20 protein-coding genes and 2 pseudogenes are annotated in these 21,290 nt (G+C 54.0%); 11 read left to right on the forward strand and 11 right to left on the reverse strand.

What is annotated here, in order from left to right; genetic code table 11:
* Positions 1–117 precede the first annotated feature (117 nt).
* On the forward strand, positions 118–612 hold the full coding sequence (locus LDH74_RS23520; RefSeq protein WP_226042888.1) for a TrkA C-terminal domain-containing protein: 495 nt from the start codon (positions 118–120) through the stop codon (positions 610–612).
* Between the two features lie 34 nt (positions 613–646).
* On the forward strand, positions 647–1,978 hold the full coding sequence (locus LDH74_RS23525; RefSeq protein WP_226042889.1) for a cation:proton antiporter: 1,332 nt from the start codon (positions 647–649) through the stop codon (positions 1,976–1,978).
* A gap of 74 nt (positions 1,979–2,052) precedes the next feature.
* Here LDH74_RS23525 and LDH74_RS23530 read toward each other — a convergent pair whose 3' ends face one another.
* A complete protein-coding gene (locus tag LDH74_RS23530) occupies positions 2,053–2,484 on the reverse strand; it encodes a universal stress protein (RefSeq protein WP_226042890.1) in 432 nt (143 codons plus the stop codon).
* Between the two features lie 256 nt (positions 2,485–2,740).
* On the opposite strand from LDH74_RS23530, the gene LDH74_RS23535 reads away from it, so the two are divergent.
* Together LDH74_RS23535 and LDH74_RS23540 are read left to right on the forward strand one after the other, a co-directional pair.
* A complete protein-coding gene (locus tag LDH74_RS23535) occupies positions 2,741–2,902 on the forward strand; it encodes a hypothetical protein (protein WP_222914010.1) in 162 nt (53 codons plus the stop codon).
* Entirely contained in the window at positions 2,895–3,587 is a 693-nt protein-coding gene (locus LDH74_RS23540) for a recombinase family protein (protein WP_226042891.1), read from the forward strand. The genes LDH74_RS23535 and LDH74_RS23540 overlap by 8 nt, the downstream gene beginning before the upstream one ends.
* 332 nt (positions 3,588–3,919) lie before the next feature.
* On the opposite strand, the gene LDH74_RS23545 is transcribed toward LDH74_RS23540, so the two are convergent.
* The 5 genes and pseudogenes from LDH74_RS23545 to LDH74_RS23565 form a co-directional block, all read right to left on the reverse strand.
* Positions 3,920–4,903 carry a phosphate uptake regulator PhoU gene (locus tag LDH74_RS23545; RefSeq protein WP_226042892.1) on the reverse strand — a complete coding sequence of 328 codons (984 nt, stop codon included), beginning with the start codon at positions 4,901–4,903 and terminating at the stop codon, positions 3,920–3,922.
* 47 nt (positions 4,904–4,950) lie between these two features.
* Positions 4,951–5,634, reverse strand: coding sequence for a phosphate signaling complex protein PhoU (gene phoU / locus LDH74_RS23550; RefSeq protein ID WP_226042893.1), 684 nt, complete (start codon positions 5,632–5,634; stop codon positions 4,951–4,953).
* 4 nt (positions 5,635–5,638) lie between these two features.
* A pseudogene (locus LDH74_RS26710) lies at positions 5,639–7,872 on the reverse strand (ATP-binding cassette domain-containing protein).
* A 225-nt stretch (positions 7,873–8,097) separates the two neighbouring features.
* Positions 8,098–8,307, reverse strand: a complete 210-nt coding sequence (locus LDH74_RS23560) for a hypothetical protein (protein ID WP_226043160.1) — start codon at positions 8,305–8,307, stop codon at positions 8,098–8,100.
* Positions 8,308–8,552: 245 nt separating this feature from the next.
* Positions 8,553–9,059: an SHOCT domain-containing protein gene (locus LDH74_RS23565; protein WP_226042894.1), complete on the reverse strand. Its 507-nt coding sequence runs from the start codon at positions 9,057–9,059 to the stop codon at positions 8,553–8,555.
* 216 nt (positions 9,060–9,275) lie between these two features.
* Between LDH74_RS23565 and LDH74_RS23570 the strand changes: the two genes are divergently transcribed.
* The 4 genes and pseudogenes from LDH74_RS23570 to LDH74_RS26720 all read left to right on the forward strand — a co-directional run bounded on the left by LDH74_RS23570 (position 9,276) and on the right by LDH74_RS26720 (position 11,888).
* Complete coding sequence (locus LDH74_RS23570; RefSeq protein WP_226042895.1) at positions 9,276–10,313, forward strand: sodium:calcium antiporter; 1,038 nt, start codon at positions 9,276–9,278, stop codon at positions 10,311–10,313.
* Between the two features lie 115 nt (positions 10,314–10,428).
* A pseudogene (locus LDH74_RS26715) lies at positions 10,429–10,731 on the forward strand (universal stress protein); the annotation flags it as partial.
* 398 nt (positions 10,732–11,129) lie between these two features.
* A complete protein-coding gene (locus tag LDH74_RS23575) occupies positions 11,130–11,468 on the forward strand; it encodes a hypothetical protein (RefSeq protein ID WP_226042896.1) in 339 nt (112 codons plus the stop codon).
* Between the two features lie 30 nt (positions 11,469–11,498).
* Entirely contained in the window at positions 11,499–11,888 is a 390-nt protein-coding gene (locus tag LDH74_RS26720) for a DICT sensory domain-containing protein (protein WP_345778574.1), read from the forward strand.
* 370 nt (positions 11,889–12,258) lie between these two features.
* On the opposite strand, the gene LDH74_RS23580 is transcribed toward LDH74_RS26720, so the two are convergent.
* Entirely contained in the window at positions 12,259–12,483 is a 225-nt protein-coding gene (locus LDH74_RS23580) for a hypothetical protein (RefSeq protein WP_226042897.1), read from the reverse strand.
* Between the two features lie 340 nt (positions 12,484–12,823).
* Between LDH74_RS23580 and LDH74_RS23585 the strand changes: the two genes are divergently transcribed.
* The 3 genes from LDH74_RS23585 to LDH74_RS23595 are packed head-to-tail and all read left to right on the forward strand — an operon-like array spanning position 12,824 to position 15,251.
* The gene (locus LDH74_RS23585) at positions 12,824–13,780 is read left to right on the forward strand and encodes an ABC transporter ATP-binding protein (RefSeq protein WP_226042898.1); all 957 of its coding nucleotides are present in this window, start codon (positions 12,824–12,826) and stop codon (positions 13,778–13,780) included.
* Positions 13,777–14,667, forward strand: coding sequence for an ABC transporter permease subunit (locus tag LDH74_RS23590; RefSeq protein WP_226042899.1), 891 nt, complete (start codon positions 13,777–13,779; stop codon positions 14,665–14,667). The genes LDH74_RS23585 and LDH74_RS23590 overlap by 4 nt, the downstream gene beginning before the upstream one ends.
* A gap of 5 nt (positions 14,668–14,672) precedes the next feature.
* Positions 14,673–15,251, forward strand: a complete 579-nt coding sequence (locus tag LDH74_RS23595) for a hypothetical protein (RefSeq protein ID WP_226042900.1) — start codon at positions 14,673–14,675, stop codon at positions 15,249–15,251.
* Between the two features lie 1,471 nt (positions 15,252–16,722).
* Here the strand turns inward: LDH74_RS23595 and LDH74_RS23600 are convergent.
* The 4 genes from LDH74_RS23600 to LDH74_RS23615 all read right to left on the reverse strand — a co-directional run bounded on the left by LDH74_RS23600 (position 16,723) and on the right by LDH74_RS23615 (position 21,177).
* Positions 16,723–17,112: a hypothetical protein gene (locus LDH74_RS23600; protein WP_226042901.1), complete on the reverse strand. Its 390-nt coding sequence runs from the start codon at positions 17,110–17,112 to the stop codon at positions 16,723–16,725.
* 151 nt (positions 17,113–17,263) lie between these two features.
* The gene (locus LDH74_RS23605; RefSeq protein WP_226042902.1) at positions 17,264–18,925 is read right to left on the reverse strand and encodes a hypothetical protein; all 1,662 of its coding nucleotides are present in this window, start codon (positions 18,923–18,925) and stop codon (positions 17,264–17,266) included.
* Positions 18,918–19,688, reverse strand: coding sequence for an ABC transporter ATP-binding protein (locus LDH74_RS23610; RefSeq protein WP_226042903.1), 771 nt, complete (start codon positions 19,686–19,688; stop codon positions 18,918–18,920). The genes LDH74_RS23605 and LDH74_RS23610 overlap by 8 nt, the downstream gene beginning before the upstream one ends.
* Positions 19,689–19,944: 256 nt before the next feature.
* The gene (locus tag LDH74_RS23615; RefSeq protein WP_226042904.1) at positions 19,945–21,177 is read right to left on the reverse strand and encodes an FG-GAP repeat protein; all 1,233 of its coding nucleotides are present in this window, start codon (positions 21,175–21,177) and stop codon (positions 19,945–19,947) included.
* Positions 21,178–21,290 lie beyond the last annotated feature (113 nt).

The raw sequence follows: 21,290 nt of genomic DNA on the forward strand, positions 1-21,290 counted from the left end.
TTTCTCATTATTACTGCGACAACTGTGGCCAGCGATACAATCCATATATGGATCGGTTTGAGAGACTATGAACAACGAGACATGCCATTTATGAGCATGTCTTTGCTTTTGTGACGTATGACTGTTTATGAAAGCGATCTCCCCGGCGTCGGGAAGAAGTTTGAGGTCGAACTCGACGACGGCGAGCGGCTTGTCATTGTGACTCATAACACAGGGAAGCGGGAGGTGTATTTGAAAGCGGACGCGGACGCGGACAGCGAGAGGGTATTCGATGCCTCAGATCGGCTCGCGCGAAAAATCGGTACAATTCTAGAAGGGGCATACTTCCAGCCGGTGCAGGCCGAACAGGTGGAGACAATGCTCTCTGACGATACCTACCTCGAGTGGTACGGCGTCTCCGAAACCGCCGAAGTGGCCGGCCAGACTCTCGCCGAAGCGGACATCCGCGATAGGACAGGCGTCTCTGTCGTCGCCATTCAGCGCGGCGAGGAGTTGATCTCGCCGCCGACGCCGGAGACGGTCCTCGAGGTCGGTGACACACTGGTCGTCATCGGCGACCGCGAGGACTGCGCCCAGTTCGAGGAACTGCTCGGAGCTGGACTCAAAGAATGATCGTGACGAACGTTCCTTCCAAGGGTGAGAGCTAATGGCAACTGAGACGGCGCTCGTCGACGTTGGAATTCTCTTTACTGCAGTCGCTCTCGCTGGCGTCCTCTCGGGTCGAATCAATCAGTCGGTTATCCCCTTTTATATCATCGTCGGCGTCTTGGTGGGATCGAACGTACTGGGGGAACTCCCCGCGCTCGCCGGCAGCGAGGTCGGGATCGGTGGGGTTGCCGTCACTGTTCCCGAGGTGACGGTTGGGGGCATCGATCTCCTGGGCGCAGTCGGTGGACTCGCACTCGGTGAAACCGACTTCATCGTCGTCGGCGCGGAGATCGGGATCGTCCTCCTCCTGTTCTTCCTTGGTCTCGAGTTCAATTTAAACCGGTTGATCGCGAGTAAGGACCGGATTGGCAAAGCGGGGTCTGTCGATCTCGTCATAAACTTCGGTATCGGATTGGTCTTCGGGTATCTCATCTTCGGGAGCCTCCTCGCGGCTTTCCTGACAGCGGGAATTGTCTACATCTCCTCGAGCGCGATCATCACGAAATCACTGCTCGATCTGGGCTGGATCGCCAACGACGAGTCCGAACCGATGCTCGGCACGCTCGTCTTCGAGGACCTGTTCATCGCGGTCTATCTGGCGATCGCGTCCGCACTGGTACTGGGCGGCGGTGACATCGGGGAAGCGGCGGGACAGATCGGAATCGCGGTCGCGGTCATCGTCGCACTGCTCGCGCTGGTCACCTACGGCACCGGCTTCTTCCAGGTGTTTCTCGACGTCGACAGCAACGAGTTCCTGGTCGTCCGCGCACTCGGGGTCACGATCCTCGTAGCCGGCATCGCGTACGCGCTGGGGGTCAGCGAGGCCGTCGCCGCCTTCTTCGTCGGGATGGCCTTCTCCTCGACCGATCACGTCCACGACCTCGAGCGGCTGCTCGAGCCCCTGCGAGACGCGTTCGCAGCAATCTTCTTCTTCTGGATCGGGCTCGTCACCGATCCTGGGCTGTTCACGCTCTCGATTCTCGGGATGATCGTCGCCGCCGTGATCGTCACGACGCCGACGAAGATCGTGAGCGGCTACCTCGGTGGGCGGCTGTACGGCCTCGACGACCGCCGATCGCTCCGAGTCGGCTTCGGCATGGCCACCCGCGGCGAGTTCTCACTGATCATCGCGAGTCTTGCTCTCTCTGGGGCTGGGAGCAGCATGGCAGCAGAGACCGCGCAGACGATCTACGCCTTTACGGTCGGTTATGTTCTCGTTATGAGTATTCTTGGAACGTCGCTCATGCAATACTCGAACCAGATCGAACCCATCGCTGTCTCGCTGTTCGAACGGGCCCGTAGCGGAACGACACGGCCGACCGATCAATAAGAGTCGAACGACGAACTCGAGTTAGAATTAAGTGCAGAAGTCTGATATAATACGGTGGTTTCAACGGATAGAACTCATGCCCGAGCGACCAAAACGGAGGTCGTTACCGATTCGAGAACGTCCTCTGTCGTGCTACCGAAGAGTTGTTCGGTGAGGGTCGAATCCTCGCTTTCCCCGACTACGATAAGGTCAATCTCATTATCAGCGCTATACTGGCGTATTGCGTCTTCCGGAAATCCTTCGAGAACGGCTCGTTCGGACGTAACGCCGGCTTTATCAGCCATCTTTTCGGACTGATCGAGTGCCTCTTTCGCTTCCTCATCGAGTGTTTCGCTGAGATCATCCGCAATATCCCCAACACCGGATGCGGACATCTCCGTTCCGACATCCACTACGTATAGGATATGCGCCGTAGCTCCCATACTCGATGCAATCTCCATTCCGTGATCCAATGCTGTTTCGCTCGCAGCAGATCCATCCGTCGGGATCAGGATGTTACGGTACACGCCAATTTACTACTGGACGAACGGCAAAAAACGTAGTGTGAGTCTGATCTGATGGATACCCCCCTCGATGAATAATTGAACTCAGAGGGGCTTCTGGGGCCCTTTTGAACTCCCTTTATATTCTGAATTTGCTCAACAGCGTGCGGAATTTACGAGAGTCGTTGTCTTCTATGGAACTGTCTGGGAACCCCCCCCCTTTCAGACACACCCTCGATTAACGTTAGAACTAACAAGCAAGCTAACGTTGGTGTGAGCAATGCCGAAGCGAACCACGACGAGGGTCTCCCAGAACAGTAACGGCCAGTACCAAGTGACGATCCCAAAGGCGATGGGCGACGCCCTCGACCTTGCTGGCGAGGACGTCGAATGGGATATCGTCTCGTCGACGAAACTCGCTCTCGAGAAAGCTGATGAGTAGAGCCGCCGCGTTCATCCGCAAGTCGCAAGGGAGTGACGATGACGTCTCCCTTGAGTTGCAGCGCGAACGTGTCCCGGAGTTCGCGGAGCAGTTGGCCGACGAGATCGACGTGATCGACCTCGGCATTCATACCGGATTCAGCGTACATATGAAAGCCGCCAACGAGGAACGGATCGACGCGAACCCGGAAATAAAGACATTACTCGAGGCACTCTGCGGCGGTGAATACGACTACCTCGTCGCATGGGACGATACGCGCCTGGCCCGTGACCAATTCTACTGGGAACTAAAACGGGCGGCTGTCCTCGGCGACTGTCTGTTCGAGTTTGTCGAGGACCCACCGGTGGACGAACTCACCTTTCGAGTCCAGAGAGCCGTCGAGAGCGACGTCAAACGCCGGGAGATAAAGAAATCCCAGGCCGCGATGGATGCCCGTGAACAGCGTGGGGACGACCACGGACGTCCGCCCTTCGGCCTCTGCTACGACGAGGACGGCAGACGGTGGATCCCCGATCGCGAGAGTGGGGAGTTCGCGACCGCCCTCGAAGTGATCCGACTTCGAGAAACTGGCCGTTCATGGAGAAAAATTGCTGACGAAACGGGTGTGAACCGATCAACCGCCCGCGGAATCTACGATCGGCGAGACCGCTACCTCGAAGAAGCCGAAACCGGAATAGTAGCATAATCACGATTTGCTTGGCCTCTCGAGTCAAGGTCAACGCCTAGGCAACCATGAACGACACCGGAAGGGAATACCCCTCCCGGTGGCCGATCGAAGCGAGCGGTGTTGTGCGGGACTGTCATTCGCTGCGTCTTGTCGCCGGTCGCGCTCTTACCATGAACACGGGGTGGGTGTTGGTGGGTGCTTCTGGCCTTCGACCAGCACAACGTGGTCGGATTCGAGAGCAAGTAGGACCTACTTGCATGAGACTGTGACACTCAGCACGACACTATGAAAAACCGTGTACTATTACGGTTTGGCCTATTTCGAGGTCGATCGTACCGAAGACAGTGATCTCAGATCTGTCTCGTAGAATGGGTCTGTTCTACAGTGGGTGCTATTGAATTCTGAAGAGCTACCTCTGCAATGTTGCCGCCACACTTTGCAGTCCGCTTCAAACTATCGAGAATCTGCGTTATTATATAGGCTTCGTCTGGAGTTTGGTCTAGGAGAGCGTGATCAATATCGGTCGCTCGTTCAATGACGCGATCACGTAGATTGAGGGCAGAATGGGCCGATTCAGTCGAGGAAGTATTAATTACTGCGTCTGATGCGGAGTGAACAACCTGACGAGCATCCTCTCCTAGTGCAACAACCTCTGCTAAAAGTTCGTCTTCAATCGGCGTCTCCATCTGGATTACAAGATCAGCAATCTTGGCAGCGTGATCAGCGACTCGCTCCAGTTGTTGAGCAATGAAAAAATATCTAAATAGTTGCGGACGGGTGATATCAAGCTGGTCGAGGTCCTCAAAATCCTGCAGTGACCGATTGAAATGACGCATTATCAACTGAAACACGCGACCCGCTTCGTCATCTCGCTGGAATATATGCTCGACTTCATCTGTTTCTCCCGCGAAGGCAGCCATCGCTGCCTCGTGCATCGAAAGAGCAATAGAACGAAGACGGAGAAGAGATTGTCGAACAGAAATATCTCGAGAGCTTAATAGTACCTGTGCGGTTATGGATGTCTCTGTTTGTTCAACTATTTCAACGCCAGTTAGCTCTCTCGCACCCGCAGTGATGGCTCGCTGCTGATCCTTGGTGAGTTGATCCGAGGCCTGGAGCGTTATGCGATCAAATCCGGCAGTGTACGCCGCATGAAACGTTCGTCTCATTGCCGAAGTATCGTGATTATCAAGCTTAGCTTCGATGTCCGCTAGTTCACTTTGCTCTTTTTCACGACGCCGTACGACCAGAGACCCATCGAGGTGCGTATAGAGGTAGACGGTATTGCCCGCCTCGATATCGTTTTCAGCTGCCCACTCGCCGGGAATTGACACTGTGTATGTGCTACTGCTAACTTTCTGTACTTTGCGCGTCTCCATTTTCAGTAGATGAGTTCCGGGTTACTTTCGACCAGATAGAGGGTTCTCGCGGCGATATTTACTCCATGGTCGGCGGCACGTTCGAGGTCTCGAATCGTGAGCAGTAATCGTGACACGTCGTCCATCACCAGTTCGACATCCCAGGGACTCCCCTCCCCGTCGGATGCCTGCTGTTCGATGAGGTCGCGAACGACGCGTTCGCTCGCACTGTGACAGAGCGCATCAATCTCGTCGTCATGTTCGGCGATTCGATAACACGCAGCCGCATCCTCCGCGACGTACGCTTCGACCGCGTCGGCGACCAGCGTGTGGGCATCCGCACCGATATCGGACAGATCGATGTCCGTGTCGTACTGGTGGTCCGCTGCCAGCGTATAGTGCCCCAGGTTCGTCGCCAGATCCCTGATGCGCACGAGATCGGTGAGAATCTTGAACGAGGCCGCGACAAACCGCAGGTCACTCGCGACCGGTTGCTGGAGAGCAAAGAGGTCGATACACTCCGATTCGAGATCGAGATAGCGCTGATTGATCTCGTCATCACCGTCGATAACGGCTCTGGCAACGTCGGTGTCCGTGTGTTCGAGGGCGTACATACTCCGTTCGAATCTGGACAATACTAGTTCCCCCATCTCTTGGACGTCCGTCCGGAGTTCCTCGAGGGACTCTTGGTACTCACGACGTGGCATACTATCACCCGAACTTGCCGGTGATGTAGTCCTCGACGCGGTCGTGTTCGGGATTCTCGAAGATTGTCTCGGTATCGTCGTATTCGACGAGTTCCCCCCAGTGAGGAAGACCGCCGTTCGGTTCGAGATACGCGCCGCCTGCTGCATGTTGTGGGTGACGATAATGACGGTGTACTCCTCGGCGAGTTCCTCGATGAGATCTTCGATTTTCGAGGTCGCAATCGGGTCCAGTGCCGATGCTGGCTCGTCCATCAGGAGGACGTCGGGATCGACGGCGATTGCCCGAGCGATACACAGGCGTTGTTGCTGTCCGCCTGAGAGGCCGAGCGCGCTCTTCTCGAGCTGATCACTGACTTCGTCCCAGAGAGCCGCACGCTTTAGTGCCTGTTCGACCCGCTCGTCGAGATCGGCGAATTGTTCCCACGCCTCCTCGAGGTCGATCTCCTCGGGATCGATATCGTGGGTGTCGACATCCGCTTGCTGCTCGAGTTGGCGTTCGTGTTTTCGGCGAGCCGCTTCGTGGTCCCAGTCGGAACCAGCCCACCCCTGCTCGAGGTCACGGAAGCGTTTGATCGTTCCGTCGGCGAGTTCTACACGCATTTGGAACCCGCACGAGGTTCCGTGTCTCTCGAGAAGGGCCACGTGGGCCTCTCGAGCGAGATTCTTCGCATCGGCTTTATCTGCGGCCTCATAGTACGGCTTTAGCAGGGCACGACAGTCGTTGCGGGTTTCGTCGACCCTAACGTCGTAGTTCCGTACGAACGCATCGAATGCGTCCGTCTCGACGTTCTGAGCATCGTCCGCGACTTGCATGACTGTCGACCCGATCGACCGCCGGAACTGCTCCTCGGCAGAGCGCACGCGCTTGAGCATCGCCTGAGCCGCGTAGTCGCTCTCGATCGCCAACTCCCCATAGGTGTGTTCGACGAATCCCTCGAGGCGGTCGACAGCTCGGAGGATCGTATCGTAGCAGTAGCCGGTCTCGTCGACTGCGTCCTGAGGCGAGACCTTTCCACCATCGGTGAGTAGGGTATCGACGAGCGCCTCGTCGGACGGATTCATGTCTCCCCAGAGTCGCATCACCGCGGCTTCCTGCTGGCTCTCGATCTCTGGCAGCGGACAGTCGACCAACTTCAGTGACCGACGCTCGCGATCATCGGGGTCGAAGTACGCGTCTTTCTGGTACGACCCATTATCCCCGCCACCACCAGTCTCATCGAACCCAGCCCAATCAAGGAGATTTACGAGTTGCTCCTCGAGTTCACGACAGAGATCGTCGCGGTCGAGTTCGCCATCATCCCGCTCCCAGTAGACGGTTCGGTCGGTAGCACTCGTTTGGTATCCGACCCCGAGCTTAGGATGCCACCCGAACTCGTTAGGGTCGTAGTTATCGGGATCTTTCATATAGTAGTGCTTGACCTCTTTCCCGATCCCGTGTCCACGAATGATCTTCCCGGCTCGCTTATCGTCGACGACACTCGTTACGTAGTCACCGGGACGGTCACGATTGTCTTCGACGTGCTTTCGGTATCCGGATCGATCGGACTCGAGGAGCGAATGCATTCGAGCGATCGGACCATCTGCCGCATAGATTGGACCCGACTTCGATCGCTTGAGCCGAACGTACACCGCCGCATCGACGATGTTGCTCGTCTGGTAGAACTGGTCGAAGTACCGTCGTGGGATCCCAAACGTCGCCACCGCCTCTGCGAGTAAGTCGGGGTAGCGATCGAACTCGATGTTCGATCCCTGCACCTGTGCATCGACGTACGGTACGCCGAGGTCCATGTAGCCGTTGACCTCCTTGACGGGACCGGTCCATTGGCCATCGTCGTCGGTGTCGGCTTTCTCTCGGCGTTTCATATCGGGCCACCGAGGACGAAAAGTTATCGTCCCGCCCTTTACCCGTTGGCTCTGATCAGCTCGTTCGCCGTCATACGTCTCGTCTTCACAGACGAAATAGAGCTGGTACAGATACGCCGTTTCGAGCTTGTAGGATGGATCGTCCCACGGGAGGATCGGCTGCTCGTCATAGTCGAGGCAGACCCTCCAGGTTTCGCCGCCGGCCTCGAAAGTGCCGGACGGCTTACCTTCGTTGGTCCAGTCGTGGCTCTTTCGGACGTCCGTGAGCGCATAGTACGGCTTCAGCCCATCCCGAACGAGATGGAAGTGGCCGTCAAATTCGTGGCACTGGAACCGCAGGAACTTCCGGGCGGTCACCCTGACCACCCCTGACATCGGAGGCGATCAGAACGAAATAGATGGGTCTCGGGAACCGAAAATAACGAAGAAGGACGCAGGTATTCCTTACTCGTTGCCGAACATCTGCTTGATATTACGGTTAGTCCCGTCGGTTCACCCGGAATAGAACGCTTGGCTCTGTTGAAACCCTTAGAGCATGATAGGTATGGAACCGTCTGCGGTCAGTACAGGTCATCAATTGACCATACATTGTATTTGTTATCAGAGCAGAAATAGGCTACCCAGAAATAAGAGCGTAATCAGAACTGAGAGAGATGCCATTCCATAGACAAATAGGCCGTACTCTTCAGGGCTCCTCTCTGCCTCTCCCGAATACAGCCTATGAACTCCTGTGAACAAGATACAGAGACCGGCACCGGCGTTTCCGATGGTAGCCACCAGCAGGTCAGGGCTATATACCACGACTTGCATTGCCACTATCAGCACACCACTATAAATGAAACAGAGAGTGACGAATCGAGACGAGTACATAGAAAATTCTTGTTTGAGTGATATCATATACCTATCGGTCAACAAGTAGACGTAGTTACCGAAAGCACTGTGTCCGAGAAGTTCGCCAGGGTCGGACAAAAGATCAGGAATCAGCGGTAAGTACAGGTGAAGCGTACATCGATCAGTACAGAAAATATAGTCACTACACAGTGTACGCTATTGTATTACGACTCGTCCTCTATCTCGATGGTGGTCTCGTTTTTAGACTGTGATTTTGAATTGAAGGTGGTATCCATCAACTGAGCCATCTCACGTTCAAACGCTTCTTCGCTAATCTCGCCCGCAACGTACTGTTCTTTGAGCTGTTGTCTCCGGTCTTCAGTCGTCGGCTCGAGTTTTTCTGTGACATCGAATTGACGCAGGAGGGGGTACTTTCGCTCGAGCCACTCAACAAGAGAGACTAGCCGATCGTCACGAGGGAGTGACGCTCTCCGAAGGATAGAGATAATAGCCGCAGCGAGAAACGTCACTGCAAACAGTCCAAGGATAAGCCCGACCACGATCCATTCAGCTGCTTCCCCAAGCATCGCCAATAAAACGAATTCTTCGCTATAAGACACTCCTTCGGATAGCACCGATAGAGCGTCCAGTATCCCCACCAAGCCGACACCAATCAACAAAATACCAGTTATCACGAATCCACCGAAATACAGCCAGTGATGGGAACCCATATTTCGAACGTTCGGATGGGAAGCTGTTAAACATACAGAACTGATTGAAGATGGTCAATCTGCATATATAACTGGGTATACCAGTTCAAAATCCAGTCCCTGATATATATATATCGTTTCTGTGTTACACTTATATTTATTCCTTACTTACTGCTGGAATTTAACGGACTCGAAGGATAATCACAATTAAACTACCCCCGTCCGTTGCTCCACACAATGATCGTCGGTGAAATCCTCCCAGATATCCCAGTCGTCAATGTTCTTGTTATCGTCGTCGCAACAGGCTTTATCTGGCTCGGGAGTGGGTGGCTTGAAGAATCAGCCGAACACCTCTCTGCATACTACGGGCTGCCAGCAGTCGTCCAAGGATCAGTTGTCGTCGCCGTTGGGTCAAGTTTTCCTGAGTTATCGAGCGTCGTGTTCACGGCACTTGCCGGCACATTCAATATGGGTGTTGGCGCAATCGTCGGCTCTGCTATCTTCAACATTCTCGTCATCCCTGCGCTCTCTGGTATCTCCTCTGATGGCCACTTAGAGACGAACCGTACCATCGTCTACAAAGAGGCACAATTCTACATGATTGCGGTCTCCGCACTGATTGTCACGTTCGCACTGGCAGTCATCTATGTTCCTGTTCCCGATGGCCCCGCCCTCGCTGGCCGCCTCACCCGTCCTTTGGCGCTCCTTCCACTCCTCCTGTATGGACTCTACATTTTCATCCAGTGGCAAGATGTCAGCGACCACGAGGCTGCGGATGCCACCAACGAGATTTCCATCAGCCGCAAGTGGGGACAACTCTCCGCCAGCTTGATTGTTATCCTTATCGCTGTCGAACAGCTCGTTGGCAGTGTCGAATCGCTTAGCCACACGTTTGGAATTCCTGAATTCCTTGCCGGTGTCACCATCATTGCGGCGGCAACAAGCCTTCCTGATATGATAGTAAGTGTACGGGCAGCAAAGGCTGACAAGGGCATTACAAGCCTCGGTAATGTCCTCGGATCGAACACATTCGATCTCTTGGTCGCCATTCCAATTGGCGTGCTCATTGTCGGTAGCGTCACCATTGACTTTGCAGTAGCTGTCCCAATGCTTGGCGTGCTAACCCTTGCAACCGTCCTCTTGTTCACAATCCTGCGTACTGATCTCTTGATCACTGATGTGGAGGCCTACATGTTGCTCTTTGCATACGGACTGTTCGTCGTGTGGATTCTCGCTGAAACCATCGGCGCAACCCATTTCATCAAGGGAGCCTAAGCGTCCAGCTCGCCAACGAATGGATTCTTGCATATACTGACCAACACGAGATCGATCTACTGTGCTCGGAACATAAGGCCGGACTGGTCTCCGCAAATTCGTTCTCGGCAGCGTTACGACGAGCGTTGTTCGGGAAGCAACTCTGCCTGTTCTCACCGTCAGCAAGAACGTCACGAACGTTCGATCAGCGTTTCACGGGATTCTGATTCCAACGAACGGACGGCCTGGTACATCGGCAGCGATTACACATGGGATCGAGCTATCCACTGCATATTCGACACGAGTTCACGCCGTGTACGTCGTCGATGACACGATCTCTCGGGTACCGGCATATCTCGATACGGTACGAGAATTCGGGCGCGAAGCAACTGACACAGTTGCAGTACAGGCAGCATCGGCAGGGGTAGGAACGACGTGACAGATCCTTCGAGGAGATCCAGCGACCAAAATTCAAGAGTACATCGGATCTCACGTTCTTCACGAGATCAAACACCATCCAGAATTCGACGATGTTCCCGTCGTTGTTCTGTCTGGGGTGGACGAAAAACTCGTCGAATCACGTGACATCGACCACGATGCAGACGAGGATGCAGTCATCGAAAAACCGGTTGACCCCGCGAATTCCTTGACGTGATACGGAAATTCGACGATTTCAAGCTATCCATCGTTCGTACTGGTCGGTGAGTCGCTGGCCTGTATTGGCTATTTGATTATAATTTTGACAAAATATATGGGGTCAGAAGAAGATTTGGAGATAGATCTGGCCAAATCGAATAAGACACTGTGAATTCTAACCACAGGAAGTGATGGATAGATATGACTGGTTTCATGCGTTTTATTGCCGAGACTGACGAGACGGAGTTGTCACTTGCCGTGGTTAACCGTGACTCGCCGAAACCGCTCCAACAACTACTAGAGAAAATGTTTGACCGGCAGTCGGTCGCTGTCGAAGAGATCACACGGGATGACGAGATGCAGGATATGGTCTATCTCATAGATGGCGACGAGGTGATCGCTTGCTCACCATTACATGCGGTGGCCGACGCAATCCTTCTGGTGAACTCTGATATCTATATCACCGGTTCACGAACGGTAGATGAAGTTGATCCACCAGCCGTCATTGACGGTCTTACGGACGTTCATTTCCGGCTGTGAGGGTATCCCGAGTCGGATCTGGAGAAACTTTTGCTCATCACGATCTCTCGGTACATCGAGCGACTCGCGCTGGAACAGGATGGTGGGAAACACCGGGCATCATTCCAATACCTCTCACGCATCAACGACGAACAGGGCACCAAAACCGTCTATGAGCGGTTAGCTAATTCTTCCACGAACGTACATATCTACGGAATACCCGACTGGAACCCACCATCGGAGGTAAATTTCACGATACATAGTGGGCGGAACACCGATTTTCGCAATGTATGGTTTGTTATGCATATCCCTGACGACAAGTCACTCCGCTACGCTGCGCTCGTCGCTATCCAACAAGAACCCGGAACGTGGGATGGTGTCTGGACATACGACGAAAACCGTGTGCGAGCGATCAATCACTACATTGAACGCAACCTATAGCTCTGCCCAGCTATCCAAAGAGAAACTGCGAACTACTCTGTAGATGTGCCTACTTACCGGCTAGCTTTCTATGATCAAAGTAAGAAACCAGCTTTGCGTGTAGTGTTCGGTAGATACTCACCAGAAGCCAGCGGTCGTACCGGCCACGATAGTTCCAAGCAGAAAGACTGCTACTAGGACTAAAACTAGTACTGATGCGGATAGATCAATCCAGTCCATTTCCACTTGGGTTGTGGTTACTCATGCAGTTAAAATTGACCAATGACCGGTAAGTAGTTCATCTACAACCACCAAAGACCGCATCAAGTTCTCGACGGAAAACATCAGTCGAGGAGGTACTGAATTAGACAGTGCCATCATATAATTGTGATTATCCAGCGAGTTCAGTAAGTTCGAGGAGGAGGCTGGGGATGGCGACGAAAAGGAGCCCACCGACGATGAGAATAGCGGGAATGGAGAAGGTGAGGTCGGTGAACAGCCAGACACCGAGGCCGGCGAGAATAGCGAGTACACCGATAATGCGGAACACCCAGGTAAGTACGTCTTCGAGTCCAGAGTCTCCGAGGAGGTCTAAGACGTCGAGTAGTTCGTCCATATACTCATATCATGTTGTCTAACTAATAAAGCTTGAGACTCCTGCCCTCATCGTGTTCAGCTTCGCATGGAATCAGCTTATCTGAACACGATGGTCAAAACCGAGGCAGACTCTATAAGACTGTATCGTGAGCCATTTGATTTTATCTGGTTTTATACACATGAGTGATTAGTAATATGATTTCATCATTCAGGGTTAGGAGTGAAAACCGCGTTCAGTATGTGTGCGAACTTACTGGGAGATTCTCTTCGCCATCTTAGCGTTCAAAAACAGGCACACATGAAATTCACTTGAAATAGAAAGGATTTAGTCACTATAATGGTTCAGTAGAGAGCGAAATATGCCCTCCATCCAGACGAACGGATTAACGAAACAATTCGGCGATAGCACGGTCGCTGTTGATGATCTCACCCTTTCTATTGAGAAAGGAGAGATATTCGGTTTTCTCGGTCCTAACGGAGCTGGAAAATCAACAACGATCAACATGTTACTCGACTTTATCCGGCCAACAGAAGGATCTGCACAGATCCTCGGAATGGACGCCCAAAAAGAAACTGCCGCGATCCGCGAACGCATCGGTGTCCTTCCGGAAGGGTACGAGTTTGACAATTACCTGACTGGCCGTGAATACATCGAGTGGACGATCGAGACGAAAGCAGCTGATGATGATCCTGACGAGATACTCGATACTGTCGGTATCCGTGACGACGCAGCCCGAAAAGCTTCCAGTTATTCCACGGGAATGCAACAGCGTCTTGCCTTCGGAATGGCCCTGGTCAACGATCCCGATCTCCTCATCCTCGATGAACCCTCCGCAGGACTGGACCCCAATGGAATCCAACGCATGCGCTCATTGATTCGTGAGCGGGCTGATAACGGAACAACCGTGTTCTTTTCGAGCCATCTTCTCTCGGAGGTCCAAGCGGTCTGCGATCGAGTTGGCGTCATGAGTGAAGGGAAACTTGTAGCGATGGACACGATAGGAGAACTCCGAAAGAAGGCAGGCGGCCGTGAGAGCATCGAACTGGAGTGTGCAACGCAGCCGACGACAGATGCTGTCGACGATCTTACCGACGTCAGTGAGGTACTCATTGAGGGAACAACGCTGACCGCGTACTGTGCTGATCCAGCGGTCAAGGCCGATGTAGTCAGACAGGTTGACGACCAGGCCGATGTCGTGGACATCTCTATCGATGAGACGTCGCTTGAAGACCTATTCAACCAGTATACTAGCGGGGGTCGTGACGGAATGGCTCAGGAAGAGGCGGACACTGAGTCCAATGAGGTGCCAGTATGACCTGGCTCACTGTCGCAAAAAAGGACTTTAAGGGAGCACGGCGATCCCAGTCACTCTGGGCTGCTGCCGTCCTACTTGGACTGATTGGCGTGTTACTGGCCTACGTCAACCAAGCCTACAGGCAAACCGAGGTAGAGGCTGTCCAAGGCATGTTCCGAACGTTGACACAGATACTGGCAGTCCTGCTGCCTATCATTGCGTTGACTGCGACGTACATGGCCATCGCTGGGGAACGTGAGGGTGGCGGGATCAAGTTCTTACTTTCCCTACCAAACACCCGACGGGACGTCTTCACTGGAAAGCTTTTAAGCCGACTAGCCATCGTTGCATCAGGAGTTGTCTTCATGTATATCGCTGCTAGTAGCGTTTCACTGACGAAACACGGTGTGTTCCCTATCGGCGTTATCGCCGGAACCCTCCTACTGACGATTCTCTATGGGTCAGTGTTTGTCAGTATTGCTGTCGCAGTATCAGCAGCCGCAGCCTCTCGAAGCCGCGCTATCGCCAATGCACTTGCTGCATATTTTGTCTTGGTCATTCTCTACGTGTTCCCTGTGATCCAGGTCAAAACCTTGGTTCGAGGAATTCACACGTCGATACTGGGAATGGAGAGCAATCCAGATCTCTATAACGCTGTCCAGTACACGAGTCCGTTCCTCGCATATCAGAAAGCGATCAATCTCGTGGTGCCCGATCGGTTAGAACAGCAATTGTTCCGTGACAGCGCTACGAATCTGGGCGGAGACACACCTATGCGGGCAACCAACGTCGACCTTAACCTGCCGGTATACCTGACTGATGAGTTCTCGCTTGTCATTTTAGCGTTCTGGCTTGTTGTCCCGCTTCTCGTCGGGTTCTGGGCGTTCAAACGAGCCGACTTAGAGTGATTCATATGGAGACACGCAATAAACTCGGTACGGCGCTTGTTGTCCTTGCAATCGTCCTGTTTACTGTGCCGGCTCTCTTCCCGGTGCAGGCGATGCTCACTCATGACACGAGGGATTCAACCTTTGATGGACAAGAACAGCTTGAAGAACAAGGTATCGAGATCGTCAACTACGATAACCTCTCCGAGAGAGGGCAAGAATTATACGTCCAAGCCCTCGAAAATGGCGGCGAGTATCGCGTCTCGACAGAACAGGGAGCCCCTGAATTTGACTACATGACTAGCGCAGAACATGCACAACTTCAGGGTGAAAATCCGGAACACCGACCCGGGGTTATTGCGATTGAACGACCGGATAATGCCAATCTCCCGCCAGCGGATGAGCCGTTCAATCGAGGCCCAAGCGAAAATGATGAAGAGTATGAGCAGCACCGCGAACAAGTACAGCGCTACGATTTGATGGCGATTTCAAAGGGGCCACCACCGCTTGGCGCGACTCCGCAACTGCTACGCCTTGCAGCTACCCTCCTTGCAGTTATCTCGTTCGGTATCGGTGGGTATCTCCTATCTTCAAAGTCAACTTAGTCCGTCATAGAATATCTACAACTGGCTTCCTCTGACCAAAGACTGTTCAGGTAGTGGAATGGAACGACTGGCAAAGCCGATCGAAGGAGCTATCTCATGGGAAAGTGATAGTCAACGCTCAATCACTGTGGTATCTGTACTGAACGGCAACTGCGTATGCGGATTGACCGGTACTTGCCCGAGGGGTGTAGTCAGAGAAGGCCACAGGAGGGTTCATTTTCCGGAGGTGATGCGGTTGTTGTAAAAACCATATCGGTAATCCGAATCCACAGTGCATAGGTTGTGTCCTGATATGTTAGATAGGCAGTTTCCCGATCTTCGAATCGATTGGCGAATGAGTGGACAGCGTCCGGGAGTTCAGGACACGTATGATAGAACGCATCTTCGACGGCTGTTTGAGCGATCTTTTGCTCACTCTCGAGGAGAGTACTATACTGAACAGGTTCGTCAGTATTCGGTTGAGAATCGGGAACGGCTCTGACAACTGCGTCGGCTGGCATTCCAGAGCCGAGACAGCCCGACATCGAAAACGCGGAGACACCGAGAAGGCCAAGGAGACATCGTCGTTTCATATCAGTAGTTGGTAGTACGGTTTCTTTATTTAGAGTTCAGTACGAAACTCACGATAAGTACAGGTAAACTACTGAGCAGGCCCTCTAGTTGATGTGAGTAGCAAACTCGTTTCACTCAGCGGTTTCATTAGCCCACGTTCGGTTAGAGTGCTGGTGATCATACGTGAAGCGATGGCACTCACTCTCAATCGACCCTGAAGTCGATGAGGAACACCCAGCATACTCTCCATTTTCAACATAGAGTACACGTGTCCCCTTGGCGTCTGGTTTACTTGGATCATAGTCCAGTTCGACCCGATACTGCGCGCCCAGCGTGCAGGACGCGTTTTCCTGTGGCTCTCCATGGGAGTCGATATAGACGCGAAACGACTCCAGATCGGCACCTTGTGACGAGGTTCGTTCAGTTCTCACGGAGAGATTTGGTGATCTCGTCCCCGTCTCTATGAACGTAACGCTCTCGTAGCCACCGCCTCCTGTTCGTCCCATCGAATAGTCAGAGACGTTGTCTGCACAACCACTGTTGATTATGTTGAACTCTTCGACATGAAGACTTGCTGGCTCTGGTTCATCAGTAGTCAGAGACAGTGGACTCGCTGGCCACACAAAAGCCACCAGAAGACCGACTAGAACACAACAAACCAAGAACATAGTCCGGCGGGAGGAAGCTGGGACCATCTAGAGATTTATCTACAACTTGAGTATAAATATTTTCTGCTAGTGAGAGTTATACTGCTGATGGTCCCAATGTTGTATACGCACACGTAGTTACCGAACGGTCCGATTCAGTTTCAAGGCTATATCTGAATAAAGAAATCGTGCTACTATATACTGATGTGTTATCGTTTCACGTAAACTGTTAAGTGTCTTGTCTGCACTGAATGGTAAGTTCGTCTGCATACTTACCGAGACGAAACACCGGCATTGAGGTGACCATCTTCCCCGATTCGAATGAAAAAGTTGTTCTCTTCGATGGAGATTCCTTCGCGCCCGTAGGGAACCTCTGCCGTTTCTGAACCAGGGAGTTCAACAGTTACAAGATAGCCGGTCTGGGGGTTAAATGCACCTTCGTAGACTCTTTCTGATTCTGGGTCAATCGAAATACGACTAACGGTTTCATGTTCAAGTTCTTGACCGGAGGTATACATCGTGATCTCGAGTGTCACTATATGAGGAAATGAGTGGTCATTGGAGACGACAATCGTTCCAACTGGCTGATTTTCGTTCTGCAAACATCCTGAAAGAGGAAGAGCGGATACACTTATGGCCGAAACGAAGGTGCGTCGTTTCATGCAATGGTTCCTTCTCATGTAACTATTAATCAATTATCAATTTGGCCGGAGCGGTACGTGTTTGCCCTGTACTGAACGATACGTGCTTCACCTGTCTTGACCGCAGCCGAGTCAAAATTCGTCACCTATTGAGAGTTTCAACAGAGCCACCTCAGGAAATCGTGTACTCTTCGAACCGGCGAGTTGCGGCGATATATCCCCATCGTGCCACTACCACAGCACCACCCAACCCACCCACAACGCCGGTCAAACGCATCCATCTGACCGGTACCATTCCGCTCGTGACTACATTGTAGATGCTTACCGGTGCGAGCAGGACAAAAAGGATGCCCCCGCCGAGAAGCCCGACGGCCAGCGAGTACACAAGAATCGCGGTCATGCTCGGCGGCACGATCCCGCCACTCTGACTGACCGAAATCGAACTGAATCGAGGAAAGCGCATCCCGGCAGCTGGCGCGAGGACGACCGCAACCACGTGCAGAACAACACCAATGACTACGAACCCAGCCTGCACACCCAGTGGATACGGGCTCACAACGCTCCCAACGAGCGTACACAACACGGTGACCGGTAGACCGTACAGGAGGCCCGGGAGCATGAACCCACGCACATACTGCCGGCCGGAAGCGGATGAGGTGAGCGTGACCGGTAAGACCGCTCCTTCGTCGCCGAGCGGATTCAACCCGAACGCGGCCCCCGCAAGCCACGGGAAGAACAACGCACACACGACCGGTACAAGTGATAACGGTTCATCGAGTTGCGCGTAGAGCACACCGAGGTAAATCCCGAGTGAGACGACAAGTGTGACGAGAAATAGTAGTCGGCGTGGTGCTCGTCGGAGCCGGAGCAGAACGACTTGTGCAATGCGTTGGGTCGGTCGCCCAACGAACCCGGGGATGACGAGCGGCGAAATGCCCGCGGCCAACGTCCCGCCGTTGTGAGACCGAGAGCCGGTAGCAGTACCCTCGCTTTCGGAGGCCGCACTGCCGGGATCGGTCACCCAGTAGACCCCCGCGAGGCGCTCGATAACGAGACTTCCACCACCGAGAACGACGACACACCCAAGTACGCCAGCGAGTGCCCGACCGAGTGACGCTGTAACGGGCGTTCCGAGTACGGCTAGATCAACGAGCCAGCTGGGCGGGAGCCACGTGAGCGTCGTCACCTCCCAGACGGCTGGTACTGCACCAAGGAACTGCGCAACGAGATACACCACCACAGCGAGGAACACGAGTTGTACGAGTACCTGTCCCTGTTGGTTGGTGAAGCCGCGGGAACGAGTAGTCACGAACAGGTAGGCAAAGCCGAGACCATATCCGACGACAATCGCAGTCGCTGCGAACAGCCCAACAGCCACGGGAATCATCAGCAGGGTCAGTGGTGAGAGGAACGCGTACCCGACGACGCCGACCAGCAACACCGTTGGTGCCACGAGAAATAAACATGCGGCGAGGAACTCGGCGAGGAGCATTCCAACGGCGGCCGTCCTTGTGGAGACGGTTGTGAGGACGAATGATTTCGCCTTCGGCGTTCGCCAGTAGAGGAGGGAGCGCTGGACGAGAAACCAGACACCGAACACCCACAGGGCAGTTACTCCCACTCGAACTGACCCGGGAATCGAGAATGGACCCGTAAGTGATCGTAAGAGGAGCGCATAGAGCACACCCATTCCGCCGAGGCAGATTCCGAGGCAGATAGCAGAGAAGGCGAGGAGACGGATCCGGTACGGGTTCCGCCGAAGCTTACGGATCGTCCGTCGGACGCCGACAATCCCCAGTTGTACGCTGTGGCGCGCCCAATTCTTCTCAGTCATGCTCATCCGCCTCCACGTGGTCGGATTCGTCGCTCGTCAGGTCAAGGAACACCTCTTCGAGTGTCTGATGGTCTCCGGCCTCTGCGCGGTTCGTGAGGTCTGTTGGTGTGCCTTCCGCTACGAGCTCGCCCTCGTACAGCACGCCGACCGTGTCAGCAACGTCCTCGACAATCGGTAAGATGTGGGTGGAGAGAAACACTGTCGTGCCTCCGTCTGCGAGTTCGGCGATCATCTCACGGAGTGTGCGTGCGGCCCGTGGATCAAGGCCCGCGGTCGGTTCGTCAAGGAACACGACCGCGGGCTCATGAAGGATTGCCTGGATAAATGCGGTTTTCTGCCGCATACCCTTCGAATAGTCCGAAATACGGGTGTCTGCATCCTCGCGGAGATCCAGACGATCAAGGAGCGCTTCAATGCGGGCAGTTACCTGTGATTCCGGGAGGTCGCGTAGGCCAGCCGCGAGGTCAAGTTGTTCGAACGCCGTGAGATGATAGTAGAGCTGTCGTGCTTCGGGAAGGTAGCCAATTTGGCGTGTCATTGCCGTCCGGTCGGTAATCGGTGTCCCATTGATGGACGCGCTCCCGCTGGTCGGTTGAGTGAGCGTCGTCAGCATCTGCATCGTCGTCGTCTTCCCCGCACCATTCGGACCGAGAAACCCGTAAATCGACCCGCTCGGAATGGCCAGATCGAGGTCACTGACAGCGACAGTATCCCCATACCGTTTCGTCAGGCCGTCCGCGGAGATGGCGGGATATTCGTTCATTATCGAATTTTTCTCATGGGGCTTATAAGATGTTGGCATAGTTAGGTACTGCAGTGGTCGTGGAAGGCGGTACTCGCCAGATCGTGCGACGGATCGGTGATAGGTAGCGCAAACCTACTTAGCAATCACTTCCCGAAACATCGATCGCTAAGTACAGGTCAAGCAGTTACCGGAGAGACTGTCGACTCCTCTGGAATATGTCAAATGTCGCTTGCTGAATATAGAAGATTCACGTTCTGGAAGCGACCGGGGGTCACTACTCGTAGATGTAGACGAGTCCTCGCTCAGAATACCTGCCTGCGACGATTGTCGTTCCGTTCGTGGCCGCTATCGCGTCGCCGAACTGTTCGGACGTATCGGGCGCTGTGAAATATGTTCCTCGCGGGTCGTTTGTACTAGACGGCTGATCCAGTTTGTAAACCGCACCGACCGAGTCGCCAAACTGGGCGTACGGTGCGCCGACCAGCAACGTACCGCCATCCACCGCGACTGTGTTACCGAAGTACTGATGCGAATCACCATTGGTCGCAGTATACATCTGCTCGCGAGACCATCGTCCATCTGAGAGGTCGAATACGTACGTTGTATCATTGATGTAATCGCCGATCAATGCCCTCCCATCGGCCACCGAGACCGACCAGCCGAAATGATCCCTCCCTGTCGCTCCGGAGAGGGTCGTCCGATGCCTCCAGGTACCGCTCGATCGGCTGAAGACGTGAACGACGCCAGATCTGGCGCGTCGACGCTTCGGCCCTGACTTCGGTGGCGCTCCAACCAGTATCGTCTGGCCATCAGTCGCGACTGATCTGACGACCCGTCCGTCTTCTCGATTATCAACGGACAGCGTCTGTCGCTGTCCCCATTCCCCGCTTTCGCGCTCGAAGACATCTACGAGCCCGTCGCTGTCTGATGTCTGCAGGACGGCCGTATCACCGTCCACCGTCATCGATTCGATGTAGACGCGCTCGGTTAGCTCCGTCGTCAGTTGCCAGCCGTCACCGTTCGATCGCTCGAACACCGATACGGGGATTCGCGACGTCCCCGAGTAGTTGTACTCGTTGCCGACCAGCAGCGTCGACCCGCTGGCTGCGATCTGTCCTCCGAAATAGTCGTATTTATGTTTCTGACCAGTCAGCGTCGCTGTCTGCTCCCATCCACTCTCCAATTCATTAAAGACGGCCACAGTTCCGGCTTTTTTGACGCCATCGGGAGCAGCTTGGGGCACACCGACGAAGACAGTATCGCCCGTCGTAGCGACTACCTGCCCGAAAGACTCCGGTCGATCGGAGCCGCCGAGTGTGGCTACCGGAGAGCGAGATTTGGAAACCGCGGTGAACGGCTTTGGCGAGACAGTCTTCCAGCTTTCGCCTTCGGATTTAGGGCTGGTTCCGTTCTCCGAGAACACCTGCAGACAGCCACCTATGCTAGCGAGCGTTCCGCTTGCGAGACATCCCAGGACTGTCCGCCTCGTTTGCCCGTCTCTCACCATAGTTCTCTTTCGTTGACTAATGCGATATAGCTTTTGTACTGACCGATTCTACAAACTTGCTCCGATCGAAGCAGTGTGCAAGACACATGCTGTGTATTCAGCCGGCTTTGTCC

This window comes from Natrinema sp. DC36 (genome assembly GCF_020405225.1).
Lineage (GTDB): Archaea > Halobacteriota > Halobacteria > Halobacteriales > Natrialbaceae > Natrinema.

Excerpts from the sequence above, each read along its gene's own strand:
- LDH74_RS23520 (WP_226042888.1), top strand. The coding sequence starts at position 118 with ATGACTGTTTATGAAAGCGATCTCCCCGGCGTCGGGAAGAAGTTTGAG.
- LDH74_RS23525 (WP_226042889.1), top strand. The coding sequence starts at position 647 with ATGGCAACTGAGACGGCGCTCGTCGACGTTGGAATTCTCTTTACTGCA.
- LDH74_RS23535 (WP_222914010.1), top strand. The coding sequence starts at position 2,741 with ATGCCGAAGCGAACCACGACGAGGGTCTCCCAGAACAGTAACGGCCAG.
- LDH74_RS23540 (WP_226042891.1), top strand. The coding sequence starts at position 2,895 with ATGAGTAGAGCCGCCGCGTTCATCCGCAAGTCGCAAGGGAGTGACGAT.
- phoU (WP_226042893.1), bottom strand. The coding sequence starts at position 5,634 with ATGCCACGTCGTGAGTACCAAGAGTCCCTCGAGGAACTCCGGACGGAC.
- LDH74_RS23560 (WP_226043160.1), bottom strand. The coding sequence starts at position 8,307 with ATGCAAGTCGTGGTATATAGCCCTGACCTGCTGGTGGCTACCATCGGA.
- LDH74_RS23565 (WP_226042894.1), bottom strand. The coding sequence starts at position 9,059 with ATGGGTTCCCATCACTGGCTGTATTTCGGTGGATTCGTGATAACTGGT.
- LDH74_RS23570 (WP_226042895.1), top strand. The coding sequence starts at position 9,276 with ATGATCGTCGGTGAAATCCTCCCAGATATCCCAGTCGTCAATGTTCTT.
- LDH74_RS23575 (WP_226042896.1), top strand. The coding sequence starts at position 11,130 with ATGACTGGTTTCATGCGTTTTATTGCCGAGACTGACGAGACGGAGTTG.
- LDH74_RS23580 (WP_226042897.1), bottom strand. The coding sequence starts at position 12,483 with ATGGACGAACTACTCGACGTCTTAGACCTCCTCGGAGACTCTGGACTC.
- LDH74_RS23585 (WP_226042898.1), top strand. The coding sequence starts at position 12,824 with ATGCCCTCCATCCAGACGAACGGATTAACGAAACAATTCGGCGATAGC.
- LDH74_RS23590 (WP_226042899.1), top strand. The coding sequence starts at position 13,777 with ATGACCTGGCTCACTGTCGCAAAAAAGGACTTTAAGGGAGCACGGCGA.
- LDH74_RS23595 (WP_226042900.1), top strand. The coding sequence starts at position 14,673 with ATGGAGACACGCAATAAACTCGGTACGGCGCTTGTTGTCCTTGCAATC.
- LDH74_RS23600 (WP_226042901.1), bottom strand. The coding sequence starts at position 17,112 with ATGAAACGACGCACCTTCGTTTCGGCCATAAGTGTATCCGCTCTTCCT.
- LDH74_RS23605 (WP_226042902.1), bottom strand. The coding sequence starts at position 18,925 with ATGACTGAGAAGAATTGGGCGCGCCACAGCGTACAACTGGGGATTGTC.
- LDH74_RS23610 (WP_226042903.1), bottom strand. The coding sequence starts at position 19,688 with ATGAACGAATATCCCGCCATCTCCGCGGACGGCCTGACGAAACGGTAT.
- LDH74_RS23615 (WP_226042904.1), bottom strand. The coding sequence starts at position 21,177 with ATGGTGAGAGACGGGCAAACGAGGCGGACAGTCCTGGGATGTCTCGCA.